General features: G+C 62.8%; 21 protein-coding genes and 1 pseudogene. 13 read left to right on the forward strand and 9 right to left on the reverse strand.

Features of this window, described 5'->3' with window-relative positions; all coding sequences use genetic code 11:
- Nucleotides 1-123: 123 nt before the first annotated feature.
- Complete coding sequence (locus Q0T48_RS07705) at nucleotides 124-981, reverse strand: hypothetical protein (RefSeq protein WP_295954677.1); 858 nt, start codon at nucleotides 979-981, stop codon at nucleotides 124-126.
- 312 nt (nucleotides 982-1,293) lie between these two features.
- On the opposite strand from Q0T48_RS07705, the gene Q0T48_RS07710 reads away from it, so the two are divergent.
- From Q0T48_RS07710 to Q0T48_RS07735, 6 genes are all read left to right on the forward strand, one after another.
- Nucleotides 1,294-1,428, forward strand: a complete 135-nt coding sequence (locus Q0T48_RS07710) for a hypothetical protein (RefSeq protein ID WP_295954680.1) — start codon at nucleotides 1,294-1,296, stop codon at nucleotides 1,426-1,428.
- 114 nt (nucleotides 1,429-1,542) lie between these two features.
- Nucleotides 1,543-3,033 (forward strand): protein adenylyltransferase SelO, encoded by a 1,491-nt coding sequence (locus Q0T48_RS07715; RefSeq protein WP_295954681.1) that lies wholly within the window; start codon nucleotides 1,543-1,545, stop codon nucleotides 3,031-3,033.
- On the forward strand, nucleotides 3,030-3,440 hold the full coding sequence (gene msrB, locus Q0T48_RS07720) for a peptide-methionine (R)-S-oxide reductase MsrB (protein WP_295954683.1): 411 nt from the start codon (nucleotides 3,030-3,032) through the stop codon (nucleotides 3,438-3,440). The genes Q0T48_RS07715 and msrB overlap by 4 nt, the downstream gene beginning before the upstream one ends.
- Nucleotides 3,441-3,452: 12 nt before the next feature.
- Complete coding sequence (locus tag Q0T48_RS07725; protein WP_295954685.1) at nucleotides 3,453-4,028, forward strand: septation protein A; 576 nt, start codon at nucleotides 3,453-3,455, stop codon at nucleotides 4,026-4,028.
- On the forward strand, nucleotides 4,025-4,285 hold the full coding sequence (locus Q0T48_RS07730) for a BolA family protein (RefSeq protein ID WP_295954687.1): 261 nt from the start codon (nucleotides 4,025-4,027) through the stop codon (nucleotides 4,283-4,285). Before Q0T48_RS07725 ends, Q0T48_RS07730 begins: the two co-directional genes overlap by 4 nt.
- 53 nt (nucleotides 4,286-4,338) lie before the next feature.
- Nucleotides 4,339-5,124, forward strand: a complete 786-nt coding sequence (locus Q0T48_RS07735; RefSeq protein ID WP_295954688.1) for a peptidylprolyl isomerase — start codon at nucleotides 4,339-4,341, stop codon at nucleotides 5,122-5,124.
- 39 nt (nucleotides 5,125-5,163) lie between these two features.
- Here Q0T48_RS07735 and Q0T48_RS07740 read toward each other — a convergent pair whose 3' ends face one another.
- From Q0T48_RS07740 to Q0T48_RS07760, 5 genes are all read right to left on the reverse strand, one after another.
- The gene (locus Q0T48_RS07740; protein ID WP_295954690.1) at nucleotides 5,164-5,898 is read right to left on the reverse strand and encodes a heparan-alpha-glucosaminide N-acetyltransferase; all 735 of its coding nucleotides are present in this window, start codon (nucleotides 5,896-5,898) and stop codon (nucleotides 5,164-5,166) included.
- Complete coding sequence (locus Q0T48_RS07745) at nucleotides 5,898-7,436, reverse strand: 2-isopropylmalate synthase (protein WP_295954693.1); 1,539 nt, start codon at nucleotides 7,434-7,436, stop codon at nucleotides 5,898-5,900. Before Q0T48_RS07745 ends, Q0T48_RS07740 begins: the two co-directional genes overlap by 1 nt.
- A gap of 27 nt (nucleotides 7,437-7,463) precedes the next feature.
- Entirely contained in the window at nucleotides 7,464-9,095 is a 1,632-nt protein-coding gene (locus Q0T48_RS07750) for a 2-isopropylmalate synthase (protein ID WP_295954696.1), read from the reverse strand.
- Nucleotides 9,096-9,277: 182 nt separating this feature from the next.
- A complete protein-coding gene (pssA, locus tag Q0T48_RS07755; protein ID WP_295954699.1) occupies nucleotides 9,278-10,093 on the reverse strand; it encodes a CDP-diacylglycerol--serine O-phosphatidyltransferase in 816 nt (271 codons plus the stop codon).
- 142 nt (nucleotides 10,094-10,235) lie between these two features.
- Nucleotides 10,236-11,843 (reverse strand): methyl-accepting chemotaxis protein, encoded by a 1,608-nt coding sequence (locus Q0T48_RS07760; RefSeq protein WP_295954701.1) that lies wholly within the window; start codon nucleotides 11,841-11,843, stop codon nucleotides 10,236-10,238.
- 289 nt (nucleotides 11,844-12,132) lie between these two features.
- Here Q0T48_RS07760 and Q0T48_RS07765 point away from each other — a divergent pair, with 289 nt between their 5' ends.
- The 3 genes and pseudogenes from Q0T48_RS07765 (at nucleotide 12,133) to Q0T48_RS07775 (ending at nucleotide 15,752) form a co-directional block, all read left to right on the forward strand.
- Nucleotides 12,133-13,257, forward strand: coding sequence for a PepSY domain-containing protein (locus tag Q0T48_RS07765; RefSeq protein WP_295954703.1), 1,125 nt, complete (start codon nucleotides 12,133-12,135; stop codon nucleotides 13,255-13,257).
- The gene (locus Q0T48_RS07770) at nucleotides 13,254-13,433 is read left to right on the forward strand and encodes a hypothetical protein (RefSeq protein WP_295954706.1); all 180 of its coding nucleotides are present in this window, start codon (nucleotides 13,254-13,256) and stop codon (nucleotides 13,431-13,433) included. The genes Q0T48_RS07765 and Q0T48_RS07770 overlap by 4 nt, the downstream gene beginning before the upstream one ends.
- 78 nt (nucleotides 13,434-13,511) lie before the next feature.
- Nucleotides 13,512-15,752, forward strand: a pseudogene (locus Q0T48_RS07775) (TonB-dependent receptor).
- A gap of 104 nt (nucleotides 15,753-15,856) precedes the next feature.
- On the opposite strand, the gene Q0T48_RS07780 reads toward Q0T48_RS07775, so the two are convergent.
- The 3 genes from Q0T48_RS07780 to Q0T48_RS07790 are packed head-to-tail and all read right to left on the reverse strand — an operon-like array spanning nucleotide 15,857 to nucleotide 18,518.
- Nucleotides 15,857-16,777, reverse strand: a complete 921-nt coding sequence (locus Q0T48_RS07780; protein WP_295954709.1) for an alpha/beta hydrolase — start codon at nucleotides 16,775-16,777, stop codon at nucleotides 15,857-15,859.
- Nucleotides 16,778-16,809: 32 nt separating this feature from the next.
- On the reverse strand, nucleotides 16,810-17,286 hold the full coding sequence (locus Q0T48_RS07785) for a DUF2127 domain-containing protein (protein WP_295954711.1): 477 nt from the start codon (nucleotides 17,284-17,286) through the stop codon (nucleotides 16,810-16,812).
- Nucleotides 17,286-18,518, reverse strand: coding sequence for a cystathionine gamma-synthase family protein (locus Q0T48_RS07790; protein WP_295954714.1), 1,233 nt, complete (start codon nucleotides 18,516-18,518; stop codon nucleotides 17,286-17,288). Before Q0T48_RS07790 ends, Q0T48_RS07785 begins: the two co-directional genes overlap by 1 nt.
- A gap of 164 nt (nucleotides 18,519-18,682) precedes the next feature.
- Between Q0T48_RS07790 and Q0T48_RS07795 the strand changes: the two genes are divergently transcribed.
- From Q0T48_RS07795 to Q0T48_RS07810, 4 genes are all read left to right on the forward strand, one after another.
- The gene (locus Q0T48_RS07795) at nucleotides 18,683-20,152 is read left to right on the forward strand and encodes an aldehyde dehydrogenase (NADP(+)) (RefSeq protein ID WP_295954717.1); all 1,470 of its coding nucleotides are present in this window, start codon (nucleotides 18,683-18,685) and stop codon (nucleotides 20,150-20,152) included.
- A gap of 320 nt (nucleotides 20,153-20,472) precedes the next feature.
- Nucleotides 20,473-21,327: a TIR domain-containing protein gene (locus Q0T48_RS07800; RefSeq protein ID WP_295954722.1), complete on the forward strand. Its 855-nt coding sequence runs from the start codon at nucleotides 20,473-20,475 to the stop codon at nucleotides 21,325-21,327.
- Between the two features lie 2 nt (nucleotides 21,328-21,329).
- Nucleotides 21,330-22,532, forward strand: coding sequence for an OmpA family protein (locus Q0T48_RS07805; RefSeq protein ID WP_295954725.1), 1,203 nt, complete (start codon nucleotides 21,330-21,332; stop codon nucleotides 22,530-22,532).
- Entirely contained in the window at nucleotides 22,533-23,024 is a 492-nt protein-coding gene (locus Q0T48_RS07810; protein ID WP_295954728.1) for a hypothetical protein, read from the forward strand.
- The last annotated feature ends 2 nt before the right edge of the window (nucleotides 23,025-23,026 follow it).

Consider the following 23,026-nt stretch of genomic DNA (forward strand, 5'->3'; position numbering starts at 1 on the left):
TTGCGGTGCTGGGCGAATCCCGCTTCTTGGTCGGCGGCCAGGGCCAGGGTGTGTTGCTTCATCTTTGTCGCCTTGTGAGGGATGACAATACCAATGCAAGTCACGCGCCAGGTCGGGACTTATTCAGCGTTGCCTTAAAACGGTACCGGCCGTTGTGGATAAGTTGGAGGCGCTGTAGATGCCAGGTAAAAGCGTGGTGTCGGTGATCATCGTGGTCGACAAGGGGGTACCCAAGCCGAAGGCTTCCAGATAGGCTTGGGCCTGGATCGTCTGTTGCGCGTCATTGGCTTCGGCCTTTTGCAAACCCTCCCGCCATATTGCGTCCAGTGGCGATGATTGCAAAGCACTGGTGGAGCGTGCAGAGCCGCCGTTGTTGCTGATTGTGAGAAGACCAGCCGATGCCACGTTGCGGGCGACCCTGGAATGCGCCCCCACCGTGGTAGCACCACCAGAACGGATGGAGCCACCCACTGTGGCGGAGTCGCCCGTGGTGGTTACGCCGTTGGCCACAATGTTGCCCACCACCCTGGAATGATCGCCAATCATTGCGGCTTCACTGGATGTCAGGTTGCGCCCGACGACTGCTCCGGCACCAGCCGTGGTGACCCCGCCGGACTTGACGTACCCGCCCACCGTAGCCCCGCCTCCGCCCGTGTTGGACGCGTTGACCGACGACATATTTCCAGAGACGTGGGAACTGGCACCAGTGGTGGCCACGTCCCCAGACGAAATATTGCCCCAGACCGCACTGTTGGCACCCATGCTGGTGTAGGTGTGTGCAAAAACCGCCAATTTCGCCAGATCAGACCCCAGCACGGGATCCACTACAGGATCGGCCCATACCTGTGTTGGCGCATACGCAAGCACGAGCAGCCAGTAGAGCATTGGCTTAATATTTTTTATATTCTTATATATTCCAGTTACATATTTTAACAAAAAACTAACCAATAAATCACACGAAAATACAATATCAAAAACCAAGTTTTACTTTATATAAATTTACAAAAAAATATTTATATATTTTTAACAGGGTGCTTTTTCAAAATAAATACTTTTTCTACCGCTTTCTGATTAGACGCTTTAAATTAAAAACATGTTTGTTTGTGTAACTGAAAAACAAATTCAAATAGCCAATAACCGCGATTGCGTCACACATAAGTCGATATCGATCGGGAAAATTCACTCGGCCAGAGGGTTGGAGCCCGAGGCCTTGCTGCGGACCTGGCTGCGCAGCCCAAGCTGGACCTGCGGGCAACACCAAAATCAATCCAAACACACACTGGAATGGAAGTGATGAAGAAGCAAGGCAAAGTGCAACGCTGGGATGCCACGCGCGGCTTTGGATTCATCCGCCGCCCCGAGACCGTGGTGGCGCATTGCGCAGACGTGCGGGGAGGGTTCTTTTGGCTGCAGCCCAAACGCTACTGAATATGTAGCTACCAACGAAGCTTCTGCCTGAGCAACAGGGCCAAATAATACCAAAAATGTACGCATGTCCCTGCGCACCATGCGCCCTCCCTATCTGCGGGACAATCTCTAGCTATGACTATTGCCGTTGAGACCCCCACCGAACTCGATCTGGGCCTGGCCTGGCGCAACCGCTTTGCCACCTTGGGCAGCACCTTCTACACCCACCTCCAACCCACGCCCCTGCCCGCCCCCTACTGGGTGGGCCACAGCCTGGCGGTGGCGCGGGAGCTGGGGCTGGACCCGGCCTGGCTGACGTCCGATGCAGGCGCACAGGCATTCACCGGCAACATGTCCATCCATGGCGCCCAAACCCTGGCCAGCGTCTACAGTGGCCACCAGTTTGGCCAATGGGCTGGGCAACTGGGCGATGGGCGGGCGATTTTGCTGGGCGAAGTGGTGGCGCCCAACGGCCAGGGGCTCGAGGTGCAATTCAAAGGCGCGGGCCGTACGCCCTACTCCCGCATGGGCGACGGCCGTGCGGTGTTGCGCTCCAGCATCCGCGAATTCCTGTGCAGCGAGGCCATGCACGGCCTGGACATTCCGACATCGCGGGCGCTGTGCATCACCGGGTCGGACGCGCCCATCCGCCGCGAAACGGTAGAGACCGCCGCCGTGGTGACCCGCGTGGCCCCCAGCTTCATCCGCTTTGGGCACTTTGAGCACTTCGCAGCGCGCAACCAGATCGAGCCGCTGCGGCAACTGGCTGACTTTGTGATCGACACCTACTACCCCGCCTGTCGGGATGCCAGCAACCCGTATGCCGCCCTGCTGCAAGCCGTGACCGAGCGCACCGCCGAGTTGATCGCCCAGTGGCAGGCCGTGGGCTTTTGCCACGGGGTGATGAACACCGACAACATGAGCATCCTGGGCCTGACACTGGATTACGGTCCGTTCCAGTTTCTAGACGGCTTTGATCCTGGCCACATCTGCAACCACAGCGACGACCGCGGCCGCTACGCCTATGACCAGCAGCCCAACATCGGCAACTGGAACCTGTTTTGCCTGGGCCAGGCGCTACTGCCGCTGATCGGTGCACAAGAGCCCGCCCTGGCCGCACTGGAAACCTACAAGACCGCCTTCCCCGCCGCCCTGGCCCGCCGTATGCGCGCCAAGCTAGGCCTCGTCGACGCGCAGCCGGGCGACCAGGCGCTGGCCGACGGCATCCTGGCCCTGGTGGCGCAGGAGCATGTGGACTTCACGATTTTCTGGCGCGCTTTGAGCCACTGGGTCGCCCAAACGCCTGGTAAGTCACCCAATGCCGTGCGCGACCTGTGGGTAGACCGCGATGCCGCCGACGCGTGGCTACTACAATATTCAGAGCGGCTTGCGCAGGTAGACCGTACGCTAGCGGCCGATTTGATGCTTAAAACCAACCCGAAGTTCGTCCTGCGCAACCACCTGGGCGAAGAAGCCATCCGCCTGGCGAACCAAAAGGACTATTCCGGAGTCCACACCTTGTTGGCACTGCTGGAAACCCCATGTGATGAACATCCGGGGCATGAACACTATGCCGACTTCCCGCCCGACTGGGCTTCTTCTATTGCGATCAGCTGCTCATCATGACCCACAAAATTGAAAAAACCGACGCTGAATGGAAAGCCCTGTTGGCCGAGAAAGGCGCGGAACCCGCCGCCTTCCAGGTCACCCGCCATGCAGCCACCGAACGCCCCCACACTGGCAAATACGACCAGAATTGGGTCGCGGGTGAATACCGCTGCATCTGCTGCGGTGCCAAGCTGTTTGACTCCAGCACCAAGTTCGACGCAGGCTGCGGCTGGCCCAGCTTTTCGCAAGAAGCCGAGCCCGGCGCGATCGAAGAAATCACCGATGTCAGCCACGGCATGCGTCGGGTGGAAACCGTGTGTGCCGACTGCGGCGCGCACCTGGGCCACGTGTTCGACGACGGCCCCTCGCCCACCGGGCTGCGATACTGCATGAATTCCGCATCGTTGGACTTCAAACCCCAGTAACCCTTCCCGTCCATGAAAATCCTGCTCGACTTTTTACCCATCCTGCTGTTTGTCGCCGCGTACAAATTCACCACCATCTACATCGCCACCGGCGTGCTGATGGTGGCCACGGTGCTGCAAATGGCCGTGACCTACGCCATCGACAAAAAGCTCACCGCCATGCACAAGATGACCTTGGGCATGGTGCTGGGCTTTGGCGCGCTGACGCTGGTGCTGCAGGACGAAACCTTCATCAAATGGAAGCCCACCGTGCTCTACATCGCCATGGCGCTGGCCATGTGCGTGGCCATGTGGGTGATGAAAAAGAACTACCTTAAACTCATGCTGGGCAGCCAGTTGGACCTGCCTGACCCGGTATGGGTGCGCCTGAACGTGGCCTGGATGCTGTACTGCCTGTTCATGGCGGCGGTGAATGGCTATGTGGCCGCCTACTACACCACCGACCAGTGGATCAACTTCAAGATCTGGGGCTACGTGTTTCCGCTGGTCTTCATGGGCGGGCAAGGCTGGTACATCTCGCGCTACCTGGGGCCGGATGAACCCGAAGTCGCGACTGTCGAGGCGGCCGAAACCGACAAGACCGTATGAACATTACCGCCGACAACTTGGCGCTGCGCCTGCGTGAAAAGCTGGGCCCCACCCAGCTCGAAGTGCTGGACGAAAGCGCCGACCACGCCGGGCACGCGGGCTCCAACGGCAGCGCGTTTGGCACGCATTTTCGGGTCCGAATCGCTTCACCTTTGTTTACGGGCAAGCCCCGCGTGGCGCGCCATCGCCTTGTGTATGATGCGCTGCAAGAATTCATTGACCAGGGCGTTCACGCCATCGCGATTGAAGTCCTCTAGCCTTTCTCAGAGCTGCCCATTCCGGCAGTTCCCAACCCCCTCCTAGGAAAAGTATGAAAAAAACACTGTTATCCACCATGGTCACTGCTGCTTTGCTGGGTAGCCTGGCTCTGTCGGCTTCCGCACAAAACATCGCCATCGTGAATGGCAAGGCCGTGCCCAAGGCCCGCATGGACGCACTGGTGCAGCAAGTCACCCAGTCCGGCCAGCAAATTACGCCCGACATCGAAGGCAAGATCAAAGAAGAAATCGTCGCCCGCGAAATCTTCATGCAAGAAGCGCAAAAGCGCGGCCTGGATGCCAGCGACGGCTTTAAGTCGCAAATGGAATTGGCCCGCCAGACCCTGCTGATCCGCGAACTGTTTGAAGACTACAAGAAGGCCAACCCCGTGACCGACGAGGAAATGAAGGCCGAGTACGACAAGTTCGTGGCGGCCAACGGCGGCAAGGAATACAAAGCCAGCCACATCCTGGTGGCCACCGAAGCCGAAGCCAAGGCGATCATCGCCCAGCTGAAAAAAGGCGGCAACTTTGCAGCCATTGCCAAGAAGTCCAGCACCGACAAGGGCTCTGGCTCCAAAGGTGGCGACCTGGAATGGGCCAACCCCAGCAGCTACGTGAAGGAATTCACCGAAGCGCTGATTCTGCTGAAAAAGGGCCAGACCACCGACACCCCAGTGAAGAGCCAGTTCGGCTACCACATCATCCGCCTGGACGACGAGCGCCAAGCCCAGTTGCCCAAGTTTGAAGAAGTGAAGCCCGAAATCGCCAAGCAAATGCAGCAACAAAAACTGGTCACGTTCCAACAAGACCTGCGCGCAGCAGCGAAAGTGGAATAAGCCTCTATGCACCCCAAAAAGCGGCTTCGGCCGCTTTTTTTACGCCTTGATCCAGGTGAAGGCAGAGACCAGGCCGATCAGCACAGGCTGGTGCAGCATGTAGTACGGCAAGCTCCAGCGGCCTAGCCAAGACAAGAAGTGCGGTGCCCTGCCTTGCAGCCACCGCGGATGATTCTGGAGCAACCAAAAGCCCGCAGCCATGCCCCACCACAGCACACCCAGCCAGGGGAAGATGGGTACGTAATCTTCGGTGATGGGCTTCTGGGTGATCCAGCCCAGCCAGTTGACGGAATTTTGGTTAAAAAATGTGGCGCTAGTGCTTATATCAATTGCGTAGGCAGCTATGAATTTAGAAGCAATGGCCAGTGCACCCATGGGCCACAGCCACCGACCGCAGCGGGCCGTGAGCCGGGCAATCAGCAGCATTGCGGCGATGCCGTGCAGCACGCCGAAGTAAATCCAGCTGTTCGGGAACATGATGGCCGATCCGGCCGACACCAGCAACGCGCACCCCGCTACCTGCGCCCAGCGCCGCCAAAAGCGCCGCCAGCCCACGGCGTGCTGGGCGGCCACCGCCTGGCCCAGCCCGGCGCAAAACAGGAACAGGCTGACGATGGCCACCCGCTGCCAAGTCCAGAACGGATCGGCGTATAAGTTTTGCCGCCATAGACCCGCGTGGGCCAGGTCGAAGCTGAAGTGGAAGGCCGTCATCCACACCACGGCCAGCCCACGCAGGCCGTCGATGCGGTCGAACCGGGCCTTCAAAGCTGTCATTAGCCTTGCGCCGAGACCCGGTCCGCCTTGCTTTGCAGCTTGTTCAGCGCGCTCAGGTAAGCCTTGGCAGAGGCGACCACGATGTCGGGATCGGAGCCGGTACCGTTGACCACCCGGCCACTGTTTTGCAGCCGCACCGTGACTTCGCCCTGGCTCTCGGTCGAGCCGCTGATGGCGTTGACCGAGTACAGCACCATCTCGGCACCGCTTTGCACATGCATTTCAATGGCTTTGAGGGACGCATCCACCGGGCCGTTGCCGTCGGATTCGCCTTTGACCTCTTTGCCGTTGACGGTAAACACCACGCTCGCCTGTGGACGCTCGCCGGTTTCACTGTGCTGCGACAGCGAAACAAAGCCGTACTGCTCGTTGTCGTGGGCCACGCTCTCGTCGCTGACCAGGGCCAGGATGTCTTCGTCAAAAATCTCGCTTTTGCGGTCGGCCAGCTCCTTGAAGCGGGCGAAGGCGGCGTTGATGTCGGATTCGCTTTCCATGCTCACGCCCAGATCTAACAGGCGCTGCTTGAAAGCGTTGCGACCACTCAGCTTGCCCAGCACGATCTTGTTGTGGCTCCAGCCCACGTCTTCGGCGCGCATGATTTCGTAGGTGTCGCGGGCCTTGAGCACGCCATCCTGGTGGATGCCAGAGGCGTGGGCAAACGCGTTCGCACCCACCACCGCCTTGTTCGGCTGCACCACAAAGCCAGTGGTCTGGCTGACCATGCGGCTGGTGGCCAGAATGTGTTTGGTGTCGATGCCGATGTCCAGCCCGAAGTAGTCGCGCCGGGTTTTGACGGCCATGACGACCTCTTCCAGCGAGCAATTGCCCGCCCGTTCGCCCAAGCCGTTGATGGTGCATTCCACCTGGCGCGCGCCGCCTATCTTCACGCCAGCCAGCGAATTGGCCACGGCCATGCCGAGGTCGTTGTGGCAATGCACGGACCAGATGGCTTTGTCGCTGTTGGGCACGCGTTCGCGCAGGGTCTTAATGAAGTTGCCGTACAGCTCGGGAATGGCGTAGCCCACGGTGTCAGGCACGTTGATGGTGGTGGCCCCCTCGTTAATCACCGCCTCGATGACGCGGCACAGAAAGTCCACATCGCTACGGTAGCCATCTTCGGGGCTGAACTCCACATCCGCCACCAGGTTACGGGCAAAACGCACCGACTGCTTGGCCTGCTCGAACACCTGGTCGGGTGTCATGCGCAGCTTTTTCTCCATGTGCAGCGCCGAGGTGGCGATGAAGGTGTGGATGCGGGCGTTGGCTGCGTCTTTCAGCGCCTCAGCGGCACGGGAAATATCGCGGTCGTTGGCGCGCGACAGGCCACAGACGGTCGCATCCTTGATGGCGCGGGCAATCGCCTGCACGCATTCAAAGTCCCCCACCGAGCTGGCCGGAAACCCTGCCTCGATCACGTCCACCTTGAGGCGCTCCAGCTGGCGGGCGATGCGCAGCTTTTCGTCGCGGGTCATGCTGGCGCCGGGCGACTGCTCGCCGTCACGCAAGGTGGTGTCAAAAATGATGAGTTTGTCGGTCATGGGGTGCTGCTCCAGTGGGGATTTTTCTTAGGCGGATGCCGATGCGGTCAGTTGCGTATTTTCGCGCTGAATCGCATGGTTTTTGGCACGTTGCAAGCCGCTGAGGATGGCTTTCAACGAGGCAGACACGATGTTGGCGTCCATGCCCACGCCAAATACCGTGTGCTGCTCGTCAATGCGCAATTCCAGATAGGCCACGGCCTGGGCATTGGCACCGGCACCCAGCGCGTGCTCGTGGTAGTCCAGCACGCGTACCTGGGTGGCGGACGTGACGTTCCAGTTGTTCACGAAAGCATCGATGGGACCGACACCCTGCCCGCCCACCGGCACTTCCGGCGTGGCGATGCTGGACGTGCCGTATTCGCGCTCAAACAAGGCCCATAAATCCTGTGCGGTGAGCTCTTTGCCCGCGCCGTCCATCACGGCCTGCACGATCTGGCTGAACTCGATCTGCAAACGGCGCGGCAATTCCAGGCCGTATTCGCTCTCCAGCAAATAGGCGATGCCGCCCTTGCCCGACTGGCTATTGACGCGGATCACGGCTTCGTAGCTGCGGCCCAAATCCTTGGGGTCGATGGGCAAATACGGAATATCCCAGGCCGATCCTTCTTGGCGGGCCGAGAACGCCTTGCGGATGGCATCCTGGTGCGAACCCGAGAACGAGGTATAGACCAGATCGCCCGCATACGGGTGGCGCGGGTGCACCGGCAACTGGTTGCAATGCTCCACGGTGCGGCGGATTTCGTCGATTTGCGAGAAGTCCAGGCCGGGCGACACACCCTGGGTGTACAGGTTTAAGGCTACATTGACCAGGTCCAGGTTGCCGGTGCGCTCGCCGTTGCCAAACAAACAGCCTTCGATGCGGTCGGCCCCGGCCATCAAGGCGAATTCGCCTGCCGCCGTGCCCGTGCCCCGGTCGTTATGCGGGTGTACCGACAACACAATGCTGTCGCGGCGCTCCAGGTGACGGTGCATCCACTCGATCATGTCGGCAAAGATGTTGGGCGTGGAATGCTCCACCGTAGACGGTAAATTGACGATGCATTTATGTGCTGGCGTGGGCTGCCACACGCCGGTGACCGCATCCACCACGCGCTTGGAAAACGCCAGCTCGGTGCCCGAAAACATCTCCGGCGAGTACTGGAAGGTCCAGCGGGTGCCGGGCTGCGCGGCGGCGATGTCGCAAAACATCTGCGCATGGCGCACCGCCAAATCCACAATGCCGTCTTCGTCCATGCCCAGCACCACCCGGCGCATCACTGGCGCGGTGGCGTTGTACATGTGGACGATGGCCTGCTTGGCACCCACCAGCGACTCGAAGGTGCGGCGGATCAAGGATTCGCGGGCCTGGGTGAGCGCCTGGATGGTCACGTCATCGGGGATCAGATTCTCGTCGATCAGGCGGCGCACAAAGTCGAATTCGATCTGCGATGCAGACGGGAAGCCGACTTCGATTTCCTTGAATCCAATGGCCACCAGCGTCTCAAACATACGCAGCTTGCGGGCCATGTCCATGGGCTCGATCAGCGCCTGGTTGCCGTCGCGCAGGTCGGTGCTGAGCCAAATGGGGGCCTGGGTCAGCACGGCATCGGGCCAGGTGCGGTCGATCAAGCGGATGGGGGCAAAAGCTGGGTACTTGCTGGCAGGTTGCTTCAACATGGTCGTTTCTCTCAAAGTTTTCAAAACCAGCAACCCAATGAAAAACGGCCCGTTGCTGGTGCATACGGGCCGTTGTGACTGGTGATGACGCTTTTTTTGCGTGCGCTACCGTCTCCGCCCGAAGGGGATCAGTAGTAGTGCTAGCGAGATAAAGTGCACAAGTGTGGATTTTAGCCTTGTTTTTACTTGTGCAGGCCGCGCTCGTCGGGCTCGTCCTTGGAAGTACTGATGACGCTGGTCTGCACACCCTTGAATTTGCGCCAGGCATACACGCCGTAGCCGCTAAACCCGTACACCACAAAGGCCGCAAACAGCACGATAGGCGGGTGGATGGTGATCACGGCCAGGCCCAGGGCGATCAGCACGATCACCACAAACGGCACGCTCTTTTTCATCTGGACGTCTTTGAAGCTATAGAACGGCGCATTGGTCACCATGCTCAAGCCCGCGTACAGCGCCAGCGCAAACATCACCCACGACACATCGGTGGGCGGTACCTCCAGGTCGTTCATGAGCCAGATGAATCCGGCAATCAGCGCGGCAGCGGCGGGAGACGGCAGGCCCTGGAAATAACGCTTGTCGACCACCGTGGTGTTGACATTGAAGCGCGCCAGCCGCAAAGCCGCGCAGGCGCAGTGCACAAATGCGGCGATCCAGCCCCAGCGACCCAGGCCTTTGAGGGTCCACATGTAGGCGATCAGCGCCGGGGCCGCGCCGAACGACACCATGTCGGACAGCGAATCCATCTGCTCGCCAAAGGCGCTCTGGGTGTTCGTCATGCGGGCCACGCGGCCGTCCAGGCTGTCGAGCACCATGGCGCAAAACACGCCGATGGCGGCCTGGTCGAAGCGCCCGTTCACCGCCATCACGATGGCGTAGAAACCGCCAAACAAGGCTGCCAGGGTGAACAGATTGGGCAGGATGTAGATGCCCTTGCGGCGCTTGCGCACCAGCACTTCAGGGTTGGAATTTAGGCGGGGGTCATTGCCGTGTTGCATGGCGGTTGCCTGTCAAAAATAGAAAATTGCGCGGTTTACGCTGGAGAAAATGGGCCTGAGCCCATGAAAGTGAGGCCGGTGTCAAGCAAGTAATGCACGCTGGCCCATGGGCACCAGCGGAATGCGGCCAAGTGTAAGCCAGTCAACCCGCCTTGCCACCCATTTGCGGCTCGTCGCGCGTGAGGCGGAAGGTGTGCACCATCTGCGTGAGTTTGCCCGCCTGGTCTTGCAGGCTGTCGGCGGCCGCCGCCCCCTCTTCCACCAACGCTGCGTTTTGCTGGGTCACGGCATCCAGTTGCTCCATTGAATAGCTCACCAGGCCGATGCGCTGGCTTTGCTCCTCGGTGGCCGCGGTGATCTCGCCCATGATGTCGGACACCCGCTGCACCGACTGCACCAGCTCCTGGATGGTTTGGCCCGCATGGCTGGCCAGGCTGTTGCCCACCTGCACCCGCTCCACGCTGCTACTGATCAAGGCCTTGATTTCACGCGCCGCCGTGGCCGAGCGCACGGCCAGATTGCGCACCTCGCTGGCCACCACCGCAAAGCCCCGCCCCTGCTCGCCCGCCCGTGCCGCTTCTACTGCGGCATTCAGCGCCAGGATGTTGGTCTGGAAGGCAATGCCGTCGATCACGCCGATGATGTCGGCGATCTTTTTCGAACTGGTGCTGATCTCATCCATGGTGCGCACCACCTGCAGCACCACCTCGCCGCCGCGCTTGGCCACTTCCGAGGCCGATGCGGCCAGGGTGTTGGCCTGGCGGGCCGAACCGGCGCTTTGGCTGACGGTGCCAGTCAGGTCCGACAGCGCGGTGGCCGCACCCTGCAGATTGGTGGCGGCCTGCTCGGTGCGCTGGCTCAGGTCCAGGTTGCCGGAAGCCACCTCGGCACTGGCGACCTGGATGGACTCTGCCGTCTGGCTGATCTCGCCCACTACGGAGCGCAACCGGTCTTGCATGGCGGCAATGGCTTCCAGCAGGCGGCCGGTTTCGTCGTGGATGCGCACCTCGACCTGCGATGTCAAATCGCCCCGCGCAATGCGCTCGGCCACCACCACCGCCCGGCCCAGGGGCTGGGTGATGCTGGCAGTGATGCGCCAGGCAATCAAGCCGCCCAGCCCCAGTGCCAGCAGTACCAGCAGGCCGCCGGTGAAGCGCGCGCGGCTTTGGGTCTGCTCGGCCAGGGCCGTGGTGTCCTTATTCAAGGTGTTTTGCAGCTCGATCAACTCGGCCAGCTTGGCGCGCCACAGGGTTTCGCCCGGGTCCACCCGGTTCATCAGGCCGATGGTGGCGGCCACGGTGTCGCCGTCGGTGGCCGATTGGATGGCATTGGCCAGCTCGGGCCGGGTGGTGCGGCCGATGTCGGTAATGTCCTGCAGCAGCTTGCGTTCGGCGGCGGTGGTGTCGGCGGCGGCGAACAGCGTGGTCAGCGCGGCTTCGCGCTCGCCGTACTGCACCAGGGTCTGCTGGAGCTGTTTGACCAGTTCAGCCGACCTTTTAGCGTCAATTTCATTCAGCATGGCCGCCGATCGGCTCTGGATACCCAGGGTGCTGACGCTTTCCAGCATGCTATTGACCAGCCGGGTCTTGGTGGCGTTGGTGCCGGTGATCTGGCGCATCTGATCGTGAACCGTTCCTGCCGATATCTGGCCTACGGCGGCAACGGCAATAACCAGTACCAGCATGCAGCCAAAACCCAGGCCCAGGCGGCTGGAGATAGACAAAGAGGTGGGTCGAGAGGGAGTTTGCATGGGGATTTTGCCCAGGGAGGCTAATTTGTATCAAAAAGTGACAAGCATAAGGGATGTAGGTAAACCCTGAAGAAATAGCGGTGCGAATGTGCGACACACATCTAGATACGAATAAATCGCATTACGAAGCTAGAATCGCCTGCTTTGCAAGCCGACACCCCGCAGGGGCCATGTAGCCAGCGTCTATTTATTTGCCCGCAATGTGTATAGCTGCGGGCCTAGCGCCTGGGCTTCACATGTTGGTTTCGTCTAGTATTTTCCTGAAGGCTCCCCGGCCTGCGGACCCCTGATGGTGTCCGCTGTCGCCCTGCGCCGTTGGTCCTGGGTCCACAAGTGGTCTAGCCTGGTGTGCACCGTGTTTATGCTGCTGCTGTGCCTGACCGGCCTGCCGCTGATTTTTCACCACGATATCGAGCATCTGCTGGGCACTGGTGTGGAAGCGCCCAGCCTACCTATCGACACTCCGCGCGCCAGCCTGGACACGGTGATGCAAACCGCCCAGGCGCGTTACCCGCAACTGGGCGGCATGTTTGCCTCGCAAGAGGCTGACGACGACCGCGTGTGGTTTGTCACCCTGTCCCGCACGCCCACGGCCGAAGAAGGCATGAAGCAGGTGGCGGTGGACGCACGCACCGGCCTGGCGCTGGCCGAGCCCAAGCTGGACGAAGGCTTCATGGTCATCATGTTCAAGCTGCACGTAGACCTGTTTGCCGGGTTGCCGGGCACGCTGTTTCTGGGCTTGATGGGCATTTTGCTGGTGGTGGCCATCGTCTCGGGCGTAGTGCTGTACGCGCCCTTCATGCGCAAGCTGGACTTTGGTACCGTGCGCCGCACCCGCAGCACCCGCACACGCTGGCTGGACCTGCACAACCTGCTGGGCATCGTGACCCTGGTGTGGGCGCTGGTAGTGGGCGCCACCGGCGTGATCAACACCTGGGCCGACCTGGTCATTAAATATTGGCAGAACGACCAGATGGCCCAGATGGTGGCCCCGTACAAGGGCAAGCCGCCGCTGGCGCGGTTGGGCTCGCTGCAAACCGCCGTAGCTGCGGCCCGCGCGCTGGAGCCGGACATGAAGATCAAGTTCATCGCCTTTCCGGGCACCAGCTTCTCCAGCCCGCACCACTACGCCATCTTCATGCGCGGCACCACGCCCTTGACGGCGCGCCTGTTCAAACCGGTACTAGTCGACGCGCAAACCGGCGTGGTCACCGACAGCCGCGCCCTGCCCTGGTACGTCACCGCCCTGCTGGTCTCGCAGCCGCTGCACTTTGGCGACTACGGCGGGCGGCCGATGCAGATTTTGTGGGCGCTGCTGGACGTGGCCACCATCGTGGTCCTGGGCAGTGGCCTGTACTTGTGGCTACAGCGCCGCCAGCCCAAAGCCGTCACGATTCCGGGCCGTACCGCATGAGCGACGGCTTCAAAAAACTGTGGCTCTGGCCCACCGTGATGGGCCTGCTGACCCTGAGCGGCCTGCTCAGCGCCCTGGTGTCTGACGGCTTGGGCGACTGGTGGTCGTGGCTAGGCCTGGGCCTGCCGGTGGCGGCCATGGGCTGGTACGCCCTGCCCTGGCAAAAATTTAAGTAAAAACAGCTTCTAGCGCATATAGCACCTGCGTTAGCAGCTATTTTTTTAATAGCAACTTTAAAACCGAAGGGAAAACCCATGGCACACCGCCGCAACTTCCAACGCGCCTCTATTAGCCCAGTTACCCCGATTGCCACTGCCGTACTGCTGGCCCTGGCCAGCGCCGTGCATGCGCAATCCAGCGCCAACACCGCAGGCACTTTGGCAGCCGTGCAGGTCAACGCCAGCGCCGATGCATCGGCTGAGGGTCTGAGCCCCGCCTACGCCGGCGGCCAGGTGGCACGCGGCGGGCGGGCCGGGATTCTGGGCACCAAAGACAATATGGACACGCCGTTTTCCATCACCAGCTACACCAACGCGCTGATCCAGGACCGCCAGGCCAAGAGCGTGGGCGATGTGCTGCAAAACGACCCCTCGGTGCGCATGGCGCGCGGCTTTGGCAACTTCCAAGAGGCGTATTTCATCCGCGGCTCCATCCTCACGTCGGACGACGTGGCCTACAACGGCATGTACAGCCTGCTACCGCGCCAGTACATCGCCACCGAGCTGTTTGAGCGCGTGGAAGTGCTGCGCGGTGCGTCGGTATTTTTGAACGGTGCCAACCCCAGCAGCGGCGGCGGCATTGGTGGTGCCATCAACCTGCTGCCCAAGCGTGCACCCAACGAGCCCCTGAACCGCATCACCCTGGGCACTGACAGCGGCGGCCAAACCTCGCTGTCCGCCGATATCGCCCGCCGGTTCGGCCCCGACCAGGCCACCGGCATCCGCCTGAACGTATCTACCCGCGGCGGTGGCTCGGCCGTCGATAGCGAAAAATCTGAACTCAACGTATTGGCCCTGGGCCTGGACTGGCGCAGCCGCGATGTGCGCCTGTCGGCCGATATCGGCTGGCAAGACAACCGCCTCAAACGCACCCAGCCCAACGTCACCCTGGTGGGCGTGAGCGCCGTGCCCAGCGCGCCGTCGGGCACCGTCAACACGGCCCAGCCTTGGTCGTATTCGAATGAAAAAGACACCTTCGGCACCGTCCGCGCCGAAGTCGACATCAACCCCAACCTCACCGCCTGGGCCGCCGCCGGGGCCCGCCGTGGCGACGAGGCCAACTCGCTGTCCAACCTGAACGTCACCAACTCCAGCACCGGCGCGGGCAACACCAGCCGCTTCGACAACACCTCCAAAGAAGACATCACCACCGCCGAAGCCGGCCTGCGCGGCAAGCTGCGTACCGGCGACATCGGCCACGAATGGGTGGTCTCGGCCCAGCACTACGCCAAAAAGCGCGCGAACTCGTACGCCTGGGACTTCTTCAACACCCAGGCCACCAACCTCTACAACCCGACTTACCTGGCCACGCAGCCCGCGTTCACCAGCGGCGCGTTTACCGGCGGCACACTGGGCTCGCCCACCGTCACAGCGCGCACCCGGCTGTCCAGCATCGCGGTGGCCGACACCATGGCTTTCCTGAACGACAAGCTGCTGCTCACGCTGGGCCTGCGCAACCAGACCCTGAAGTCCGAAGGCTTTGCCTATAGCACCGGTGTGCAGACCGACAGCTACAGCAAAAGCCATGTCAGCCCACTGGCCGCCGTGGTCTTCAAGCTGGACAAGCAGGTATCGCTGTACGCCAACACCATCGAGGGCCTGGTCAGCAATGCCGCGCCCACCGGCGGCTACAACCGCAGCGGCGCGTATGTCACCGTGGCCAACGGCGGGCAGCAGTTGTCACCCCAGGTGTCCAAGCAAAAAGAAATCGGCGTGAAATACGACGGCGGGCATTTTGGCGGTTCGCTGGCCCTGTTCACCGTCAACAAGCCGCACTACGTGATCAGCAACGCCAACAGCTACTCGGCCGAAGGCGAAGACTAGCACCGGGGCATGGAATTGAACACCCAGGGCGAGCTCACCAAAGGCCTGCGCCTGCTGGGTGGCCTGACCTGGCTGGATGCCAAGCAAAAAAGCGCCTACCTGGCCGCCGCCGACGGCAAGCGCGTGATCGGCGTGCCCAAGGTCCAGGCCACCCTGGGCACCGAATGGGACGTACCCGGCGTGCCCGGCCTGGCGCTGGACGGCCGCGTGGCCTACACCGGCTCCAGCTACGCCGATGCCACCAACACCCTGAAAGTCCCCGGCTGGACCCGCCTGGATGCCGGTGCCCGCTACCTGACCGAAGTGCAAGGCAAGCTGCTGACCCTGCGCCTGCGCGTGGACAACGTGGCCAACAAAAAGTACTGGGCTTCGTCCGGCGGCTACCCCGACAACGGCTACCTGATGGTGGGTGCGCCGCGCAGTTTCAATCTGAGTGCCAGTATTGATTTTTAAGGGTTAAATAGGCTTCCAGCGCATATGCGATATACGCTAGTAGCTATTATTTTAATAGTAACAAGGTTAGACGCCACGCGTCTCGCCCATGGACAGACCCCACTTCAGCCCACCTTGGGCAACGGCTCGCCGCGCACAAAGGCCACCACGGTGGACAATACCGGGGCCAGCCAGTCCAGGGGCCGGGCCAGGGCAGCTACGGTCGTCACATGGCCGATGTTGTCAAAAATGCGCACGTCCACCTCGGTGCCCGCAGCCCGCAGCCGGTTCGCCAGGCCGACGGTATTGCGCTGCTCATCTACCACCGTGTCATTGCGCGCGGCCAGCAGCAAGGTCCGGGGGGCTTTGGCGGAGGCGTAAAACAGGGGTTGGGAATTGGCCGGGGTCTGCGGCCAGCCGAAGGCGACCTGCACCTCGGGGTCGCCGATCGGTAAAAAGTCGTACGGCCCGGCCAGGCCAATCCAGCCCGCCAGGCGCTTGGGTGCCAGACCCAGAGGGAGCAGCCAGCGCGGGTCCAGGGCCAGCATGGCGGCGTTGTAGGCACCGGCGGAATGGCCCATCACCATCACGCGGGCCGGGTCGCCGCCCAGGCTGGCGGCATGCGAAAGAGTCCATTGCAGGGCCAGCGCGCAATCGCCCAGCAGACCGTCGTAGTGCACCTGTGGGCTCAGGCGGTAGTCGGCCACCACGGCAATGATGCCGTTGGCCGCCAGGGCTTCGCCTACAAAGCGGTAGTCGGCACGCTCACCGCGCGTCCAGTTGCCGCCGTAAAAAAACAGCACTACCGGCGCACCGCCAGGGAACATGCCGGTGGCGGGCTGGTACACGTCCAGCAGATGCCGTGGGTCGGGGCCGTAGGGCACGCCGGTGGGGCCGTGGTAGGTGTCGTGGGCTACCAGGCGGTCCAGTATCTGGGCACCAGAACAACCCGACACCAGCGCAGCGATGGCCGAGCCGATGCCCAAAAGACCCAGGCGACGGGAAACGGAATGAGAAGGATGAGAAGGCTGGAAAAAGATAGACATCCAGGTAGTACGCCGCGAATCGCCTTTTGGATTCACCGGCCCGCCGCCGTCCGCCGCTGGTGCCACAGCCGAAACACCAGATAGCCGGTCAGCAGCACATTGCTGGCCAGCACCAGGGCGGCGATGGCCGTGGGACGGTGCCACAAATGGCTGATTTCAAACGGGATGTACAAGCCGCCCGACACCGCCGCCAGCACCTCGCCCCAGGTTTTGTCAAACCACAGCCCGTAGGCTTCCACCAGCCGCACCGCTACGTAGCACACCCCCAGCAGCACCAGAGACTGCAGGTGCGCACCCGGCAACAAATCGGCGTAGTGCAGCAACAGGGACGGATAGCGCGCGTCCGGGTTCAGGCCGAAGCGGCCAATCAGCTCGATGGCCAGGTGCCGCACGTCGTGGTGCACCAGGTCCAGCAGGCCCAGCAAGGCAGCCAGGGCGGCAAAGCCCTTGAGGGCCTCAAAGGCCGCGATGGCGTGCAGGGCCTTACGGCCGCTGGGCTGGGCGGGCATCAGGCCAGGGCTTGTGCGAAGTCGGCCAGCAGGTCGGCGGCATCTTCCAGGCCCACCGACAGACGGATCAGGCCGTCGGCAATGCCCATTTGCGCGCGCACCTCGGCACCGGCTTCCCAGAAGATGGTGGGGGCCACGGGAATGATCAGCGTGCGGGTGTCGGCCAGGCCGGTGGCCTTGATGGGGATGTGCAGGCGGTTGATGAAGGCCAGGCAGGCATCGGCATCGGCCAGCTCAAATGACAGCAACCACGATCCGGCGCTGAAATGCGCCTTCGCCTGTGCGTGCTGCGGGTGCGATTCGAGCATCGGGTAATGCACCTTGACGACCGCCGGATGGGCTTCCAGAAACTGCGCCAATGCCATCGCGGTAGCGCTGCTATGCCCCACACGCAGAGCCAGGGTTTCGGCACCCAGAGCGATCTGGTGGGCGTGCTCGCTCATCAGGGACGCACCCATGTCGCGCAGGCCTTTTTTGCGGATTTGCTGCAGGCCCCATTGGCGCGGGTCGCCCTTGCGGTAGTTGGCAAAAATAGCGGGGTAGTTGCTCCAGTCGAACAGGCCGGTGTCGGTTACCGCGCCGCCCATCGCGCTGCCGTGGCCCGCAATGGTCTTGGTCAGCGCGTTGACCACCAGGCTGGCACCCACGCTCTTGGGCTTGAACAGCACCGGCGAGGTGATGGTGTTGTCGACCACGTAGACCAGACCGTGCGCTTTGCACACCGCATCAATACCCACAAAGTCGGGAATCTGCGTGCCGGGGTTGGCGATGGTTTCCACGAACACCATGCGGGTGTTGGGCTGCACGGCTGCGGCCACGGCGGCGGCGTCGGTGGCATCCACCGTAGTCACTTCGATACCCAGGCCGCGCAGCGTGCCGAAGATGCTGTTGGTGTTGCCAAACACGTAACGGCTGGCCACCAGGTGGTCGCCCGCACGCAGCAGGGTCAAAAAGATGCCGCAGATCGCGCCCATGCCGGTGGCAAAACAGATGCTGCCCAGGCCGTCTTCCATCTTGGTGATCTTGGCTTCCAGCGCCGCGGTGGTGGGCGTGCCTTGGCGGGCGTAGTTGTAGGCGCCTTTGAGCGTGCCCTGGAACACGCCGATCAAGTCTTCGACCTTGTCAAAACCGTACTGCACCGAGGTGTGCACGGGCATGTGCACCGCACCGTTCTCGACCCCAAAGGCCTTGTCGCCGTGCACGATGGTGGTGGTAAATCCTTGCGTAGCCATGCTCTTCCCTAAAGTGACTTTGGCCCCAATTAGAGCATCCCCTAGCCGGAAATCCGTCTGCAGGCGTGTGATCCACCGGATGCACAACAGGATGTTACGATTTAGTGCTACTTCCAACCTAAATCGGCTCGGCTCCCTTTCCTCTACCAACCTGAAACACTTCCATGCTGCAATCTATCGAAGCCCGTACTGGCACCGCCGTCGGCGCGCAATGGTCCGAATCCACCCAGGCCGACATTAACCAGACCGTGGCCGCCGCCGCTGCAGTGGCCGATGCCTTTGCCGCCACCTCGGCCGCCCAGCGCGCCAGCCTGCTGCGCGCCCTGTCCACCGCCCTGGAGGCCGAGCGTGCCACCCTGGTCGCCCTGGCCGACCGCGAAACCGGCCTGGGCCTGGGCCGTCTGAACGGCGAACTCGACCGCACCACCTTCCAACTGCGCGGCTTTGCCGATGTGCTGGATGCGGGCACGGTACATGCCTACGTGGACGACGCGGCCGTGGCCGGCCCGCCCCCCGCAGGCCGCCCGCACCTGGCCCGCATGCGCGTGCCGGTAGGTCCGGTGGCAATGTTCTCGGCCAGCAACTTCCCGTTTGCCTTCTCGGTGCTCGGCGGCGATACCGCTGCGGCGCTGGCCGCCGGTTGCCCGGTGGTCGTCAAAGGCCACCCCGCACACCCTGAACTGTCGCGCCAAACCGCCGCATTGGCACAACGCGTGGTGGCAGAACAGAACCTGCCCGCAGGCGTGTTCGGCTTTGTGCAAGGCGGCTCCATAGAAGTGGGCGTGCAACTGGTGCAGGCCCCGGCCATCGCCGCTGTAGCCTTTACCGGTTCGTTCAAAGGCGGCACCGCTCTGGCCAAGATCGCAGGCGACCGCCCCCGCCCCATCCCTTTCTACGGCGAACTCGGCTCGGTCAACCCGCTGGTGGTGCTGCCCGCCGCTGCCGCTAAAAACGGCACCGAACTAGCCGCCACGTTGGCCGGTTCCATCTGTGTCGGCGCAGGCCAGTTCTGCACCAGCCCCGGCATCATCCTGGTGCAAAAAGATGCCGCCTCCGATGCGTTCATCACCGCCTTTGCCGCGGCCCTGCAGGCCTTGCAGCCGCACGCCATGCTGTCATCCGCCATCCGCTCCACCTTCGACAAGGGCGTGGCCCGCTGGCGCGCCGACCCGGCCCTGACCCCGCTGGTAGCCGATGTGTCGGAAGCCGTCACGCCCCGCCCCTTCCTGGCCGAAGTGCAGGCCGCCGACTTCATCGCCAGCCACGCGCTGCACGAAGAAGTGTTTGGCTCCGCCGCCCTGGTGGTGCGCGTGGCATCCGTCGATGAAACCATTGCCGTGCTGCGCGCCATCGGCGGCACGCTGACCGTCACGCTGTGGGGTGCCGAGACCGAAGACGCGTCCACCCGCAACCTGGTCCGCGCCGCCACCCAGGTCGCCGGCCGCGTGCTGTTTGCGGGCGTGCCCACCGGCGTGGCCGTCACCGGCGCGCAGCACCACGGCGGCCCCTTCCCGGCCTCCACCCAGCCCTTCACCACCTCGGTGGGCTATGCGGCGGTAGACCGCTTCCTGCGCCCCGTAGCCTTGCAAGACGCACCCGCCTGGCTGGTGGAACGCAAGGGTGTGCCCTGCTGAGGATGTGACTCACCCCCAGGCTGCGGTGCTTTGCATCTTTCGCCACGCCCCCTCGTATCTGTTGGAAAAACAGATACGAGGGGGGGTAATACCAGCAGACTAGCAAAGCCAGTTCTGCGGTATCTCTGGAAGGGGTGTCGTTACCTTCAGCGGGTGTTTTTCAGGCGCTTGCCCCCCAAAGTCGTCCCAGCCGCTGGTAAATCAGCTTGCTATCTAATGTATAGCTTCTCGTGCTGATGAAATAAGCGCTAGCGGCCTAAAAAGCTTGTAAACGGAAGATGTAAACAAACTGCCTGTTGTTCCTACCCGGGGCAAGATATTTGCTGCCCCCGGCCTGCCGGGTGGCATCCATCGCCACGGGGAACGTCATGGCCGACATCTTCCTGAGCTACAACGAAAAAGACCGCCCACGGGTGCGCCAACTGGCGCAGGCCCTGGAGCGCGCGGGCTGGTCCGTCTGGTGGGACCGCCGCGTGCCTGCGGGCCTGACCTGGCGCAGCCTCTTGGAGCAGGAGCTGCAAAACATGCGCTGCATGCTGGTGCTGTGGTCGAATAACTCCGTCAAAAGCGAATGGGTCTGCGAAGAAGCCACCGAAGGGCGGCTGCTGGGGCGGCTCATCCCCGTGTTCCTGGAGCGCGTGCGCCCGCCCGCCGGGTTCCGTGAAGTGCAGGCCGCCGACCTGGTCGACTGGGACGGCACTAACGACACCATCGGCCTGCAGCAACTGCTGGACGACATTGCCCACAAACTGGGCGCACCGCCGGTAATACCGCAAGACCCAGCCGTCCCTGTGGAGCCACCACAACCACCCCATCCATCATCCGCCCCTTGGAAACCTTGGGTGGTGACCACGGCGCTGCTGCTGGTGGCCGTGGGCATCTACCTGGGCGTGGGCGCCGTCGCACGCCGCGAGGCAGTGGTGCCCCTGGCGACCCCACCGGCTACCAGCACCCCCAGTGCCGCGGTGATTGCCGAACCGCCTAGCCTCACGGCCTCTACAGCCCCAACGCCCGTGGTCATCGCCGCCACGCCCACCGTCAAGCTACCGCCTGTAACGCCCGCCACTCCAGCCAAACGTCCGCTGCCCGCCCGCTGTAACGCCATCCACGAGCGCCAGGGGCTGGGCGAGGCCCCGTCGGCGGCAGACCAGACCTTTCTGAACAAGGAGTGCTAGCCATGCAACGCCTCTCCCTTTTCGCCCTGGCCCTATTGGCCGCTTGCACGAACATGCCGCCACCCGGCCCCGCGACGGCTCCAGTGCCCGTGGCTGCCGCCCCTGCACCACCGCCCCCCACCCTCCCCTATGACGAGGCCGTCACCAGCGCCGCCACCGCACTGCTGAACAACGCCAAGCTGCCCGGCCCGCCGCGCTACACCGTGGTGATCGACCCGCTGGTGGACGGCATGACCGGGGCGCAGTCCAACGCCACCCGTTCCATGGGCCAGCGGCTGGAGGCCATGATCCGCGCGCAGTACCCGCAGTTCGACCTGCAGCCGTTTACCGCCGCCAATGTGGCGCGCAGCCCGCTGGTGCTGATAGGCACCTTCACCGGCGTGAACGCGGCGCGGCAAAGTGCGGGCGTGCGCGAGGCCTACCGCATCTGCTTTGCGCTGGCCGACCTGAAGACCGGCAAACTGGTCAGCAAGGGCCTGGCGTTTTCCAAACCCGAGGGCGTGGACAGCACCCCGCTGGCCAGCTTTCGCGACGCGCCCGCCTGGACCGAAGACCCTGCCACGCTGGGCTACATCCGCACCTGCCTGGGCACGCGGGCGGGCGACCCCATCAACGCCCTGTACACCGAGCGCATCGTCGCCGCCGCCCAGGTAGCCGAAGCCATGGAGGCCTACGACGCGGGCCGCTACCAGGAGGCGCTGGACTTGTACACCAGCGCCCAGCACACGGCGGCAGGCGATCAGTTCCGGGTCTACAACGGCATCTACCTGGCCCAGTGGAAGCTGGGGCGACGCGACCGGGCCGAGGCCGCCTTCGGCAAGATCGTGGACTTTGGCCTGGCGCAAAAACGCCTGGCGGTGAAGTTCTTGTTCCGCCCAGGGTCCACCGCTTTCGGTACAGACAACCGCCAGACCGAGGCCTACCCGCTGTGGCTCAAGTCCATCGCCACCCAAACTGCCACCAGCCCCGCCTGCCTGGAAATCACCGGCCACACCAGCGCCACCGGTCCCGAACCGCTGAACGAGCGCCTGTCGCAACTGCGCGCCGAATACGTCAAAACCCGGTTGGAGGCCACCAACCCCGCTCTCGCCAAGCGCAGCATCGCCAACGGCATGGGCTCGCGCCAGACCCTGGTGGGCAACGGGCGGGATGATGCATCCGACGCGCTGGACCGCCGGGTGGAGTTCAAAGTGATTGGGTGCTAGATGGCTACCGCCGCGCTGGATCTGCTGCGCCAGGCCAAAGCCGCTTACGGGCCCGAGTACGAAAAGCACCTGTTCGAGCAGTACAAACTGTACGTCGACATGGCCGACCGCATCAGCGCCCGGCGCATGCTGGCCAATTCGTTTTTTGTGGGCGTGCACACCGCGCTGATCACCGCCTTCACCGTGATGCTGAAGGAAAAGGTGCTGCAGCCCACACTCACCGGGCTGGCCCCGTTTCTGGCCGTGGTGCTGCTGTGCTTCATCTGGTGGCGGGTGGTGCACTCCTACCGCCAGCTCAATTCGGCCAAGTTCAAGGTGGTCCACGCCCTGGAGCAAATGCTGCCCGTCGCCCCCTATGACGCCGAATGGACCGCCCTGGGCCGCGGCAGCAATGCCCGCCTCTACCTGCCGCTGACCCACGTGGAGAACTGGGTGCCGGTGTGCTTTGGCGTGCTGTATGTGCTGCTGGCGGTGACGCTGTATACCGGCTGAGG

The organism is Rhodoferax sp., assembly GCF_025354435.1.
Classification (GTDB): Bacteria; Pseudomonadota; Gammaproteobacteria; order Burkholderiales; family Burkholderiaceae_C; genus Rhodoferax_B.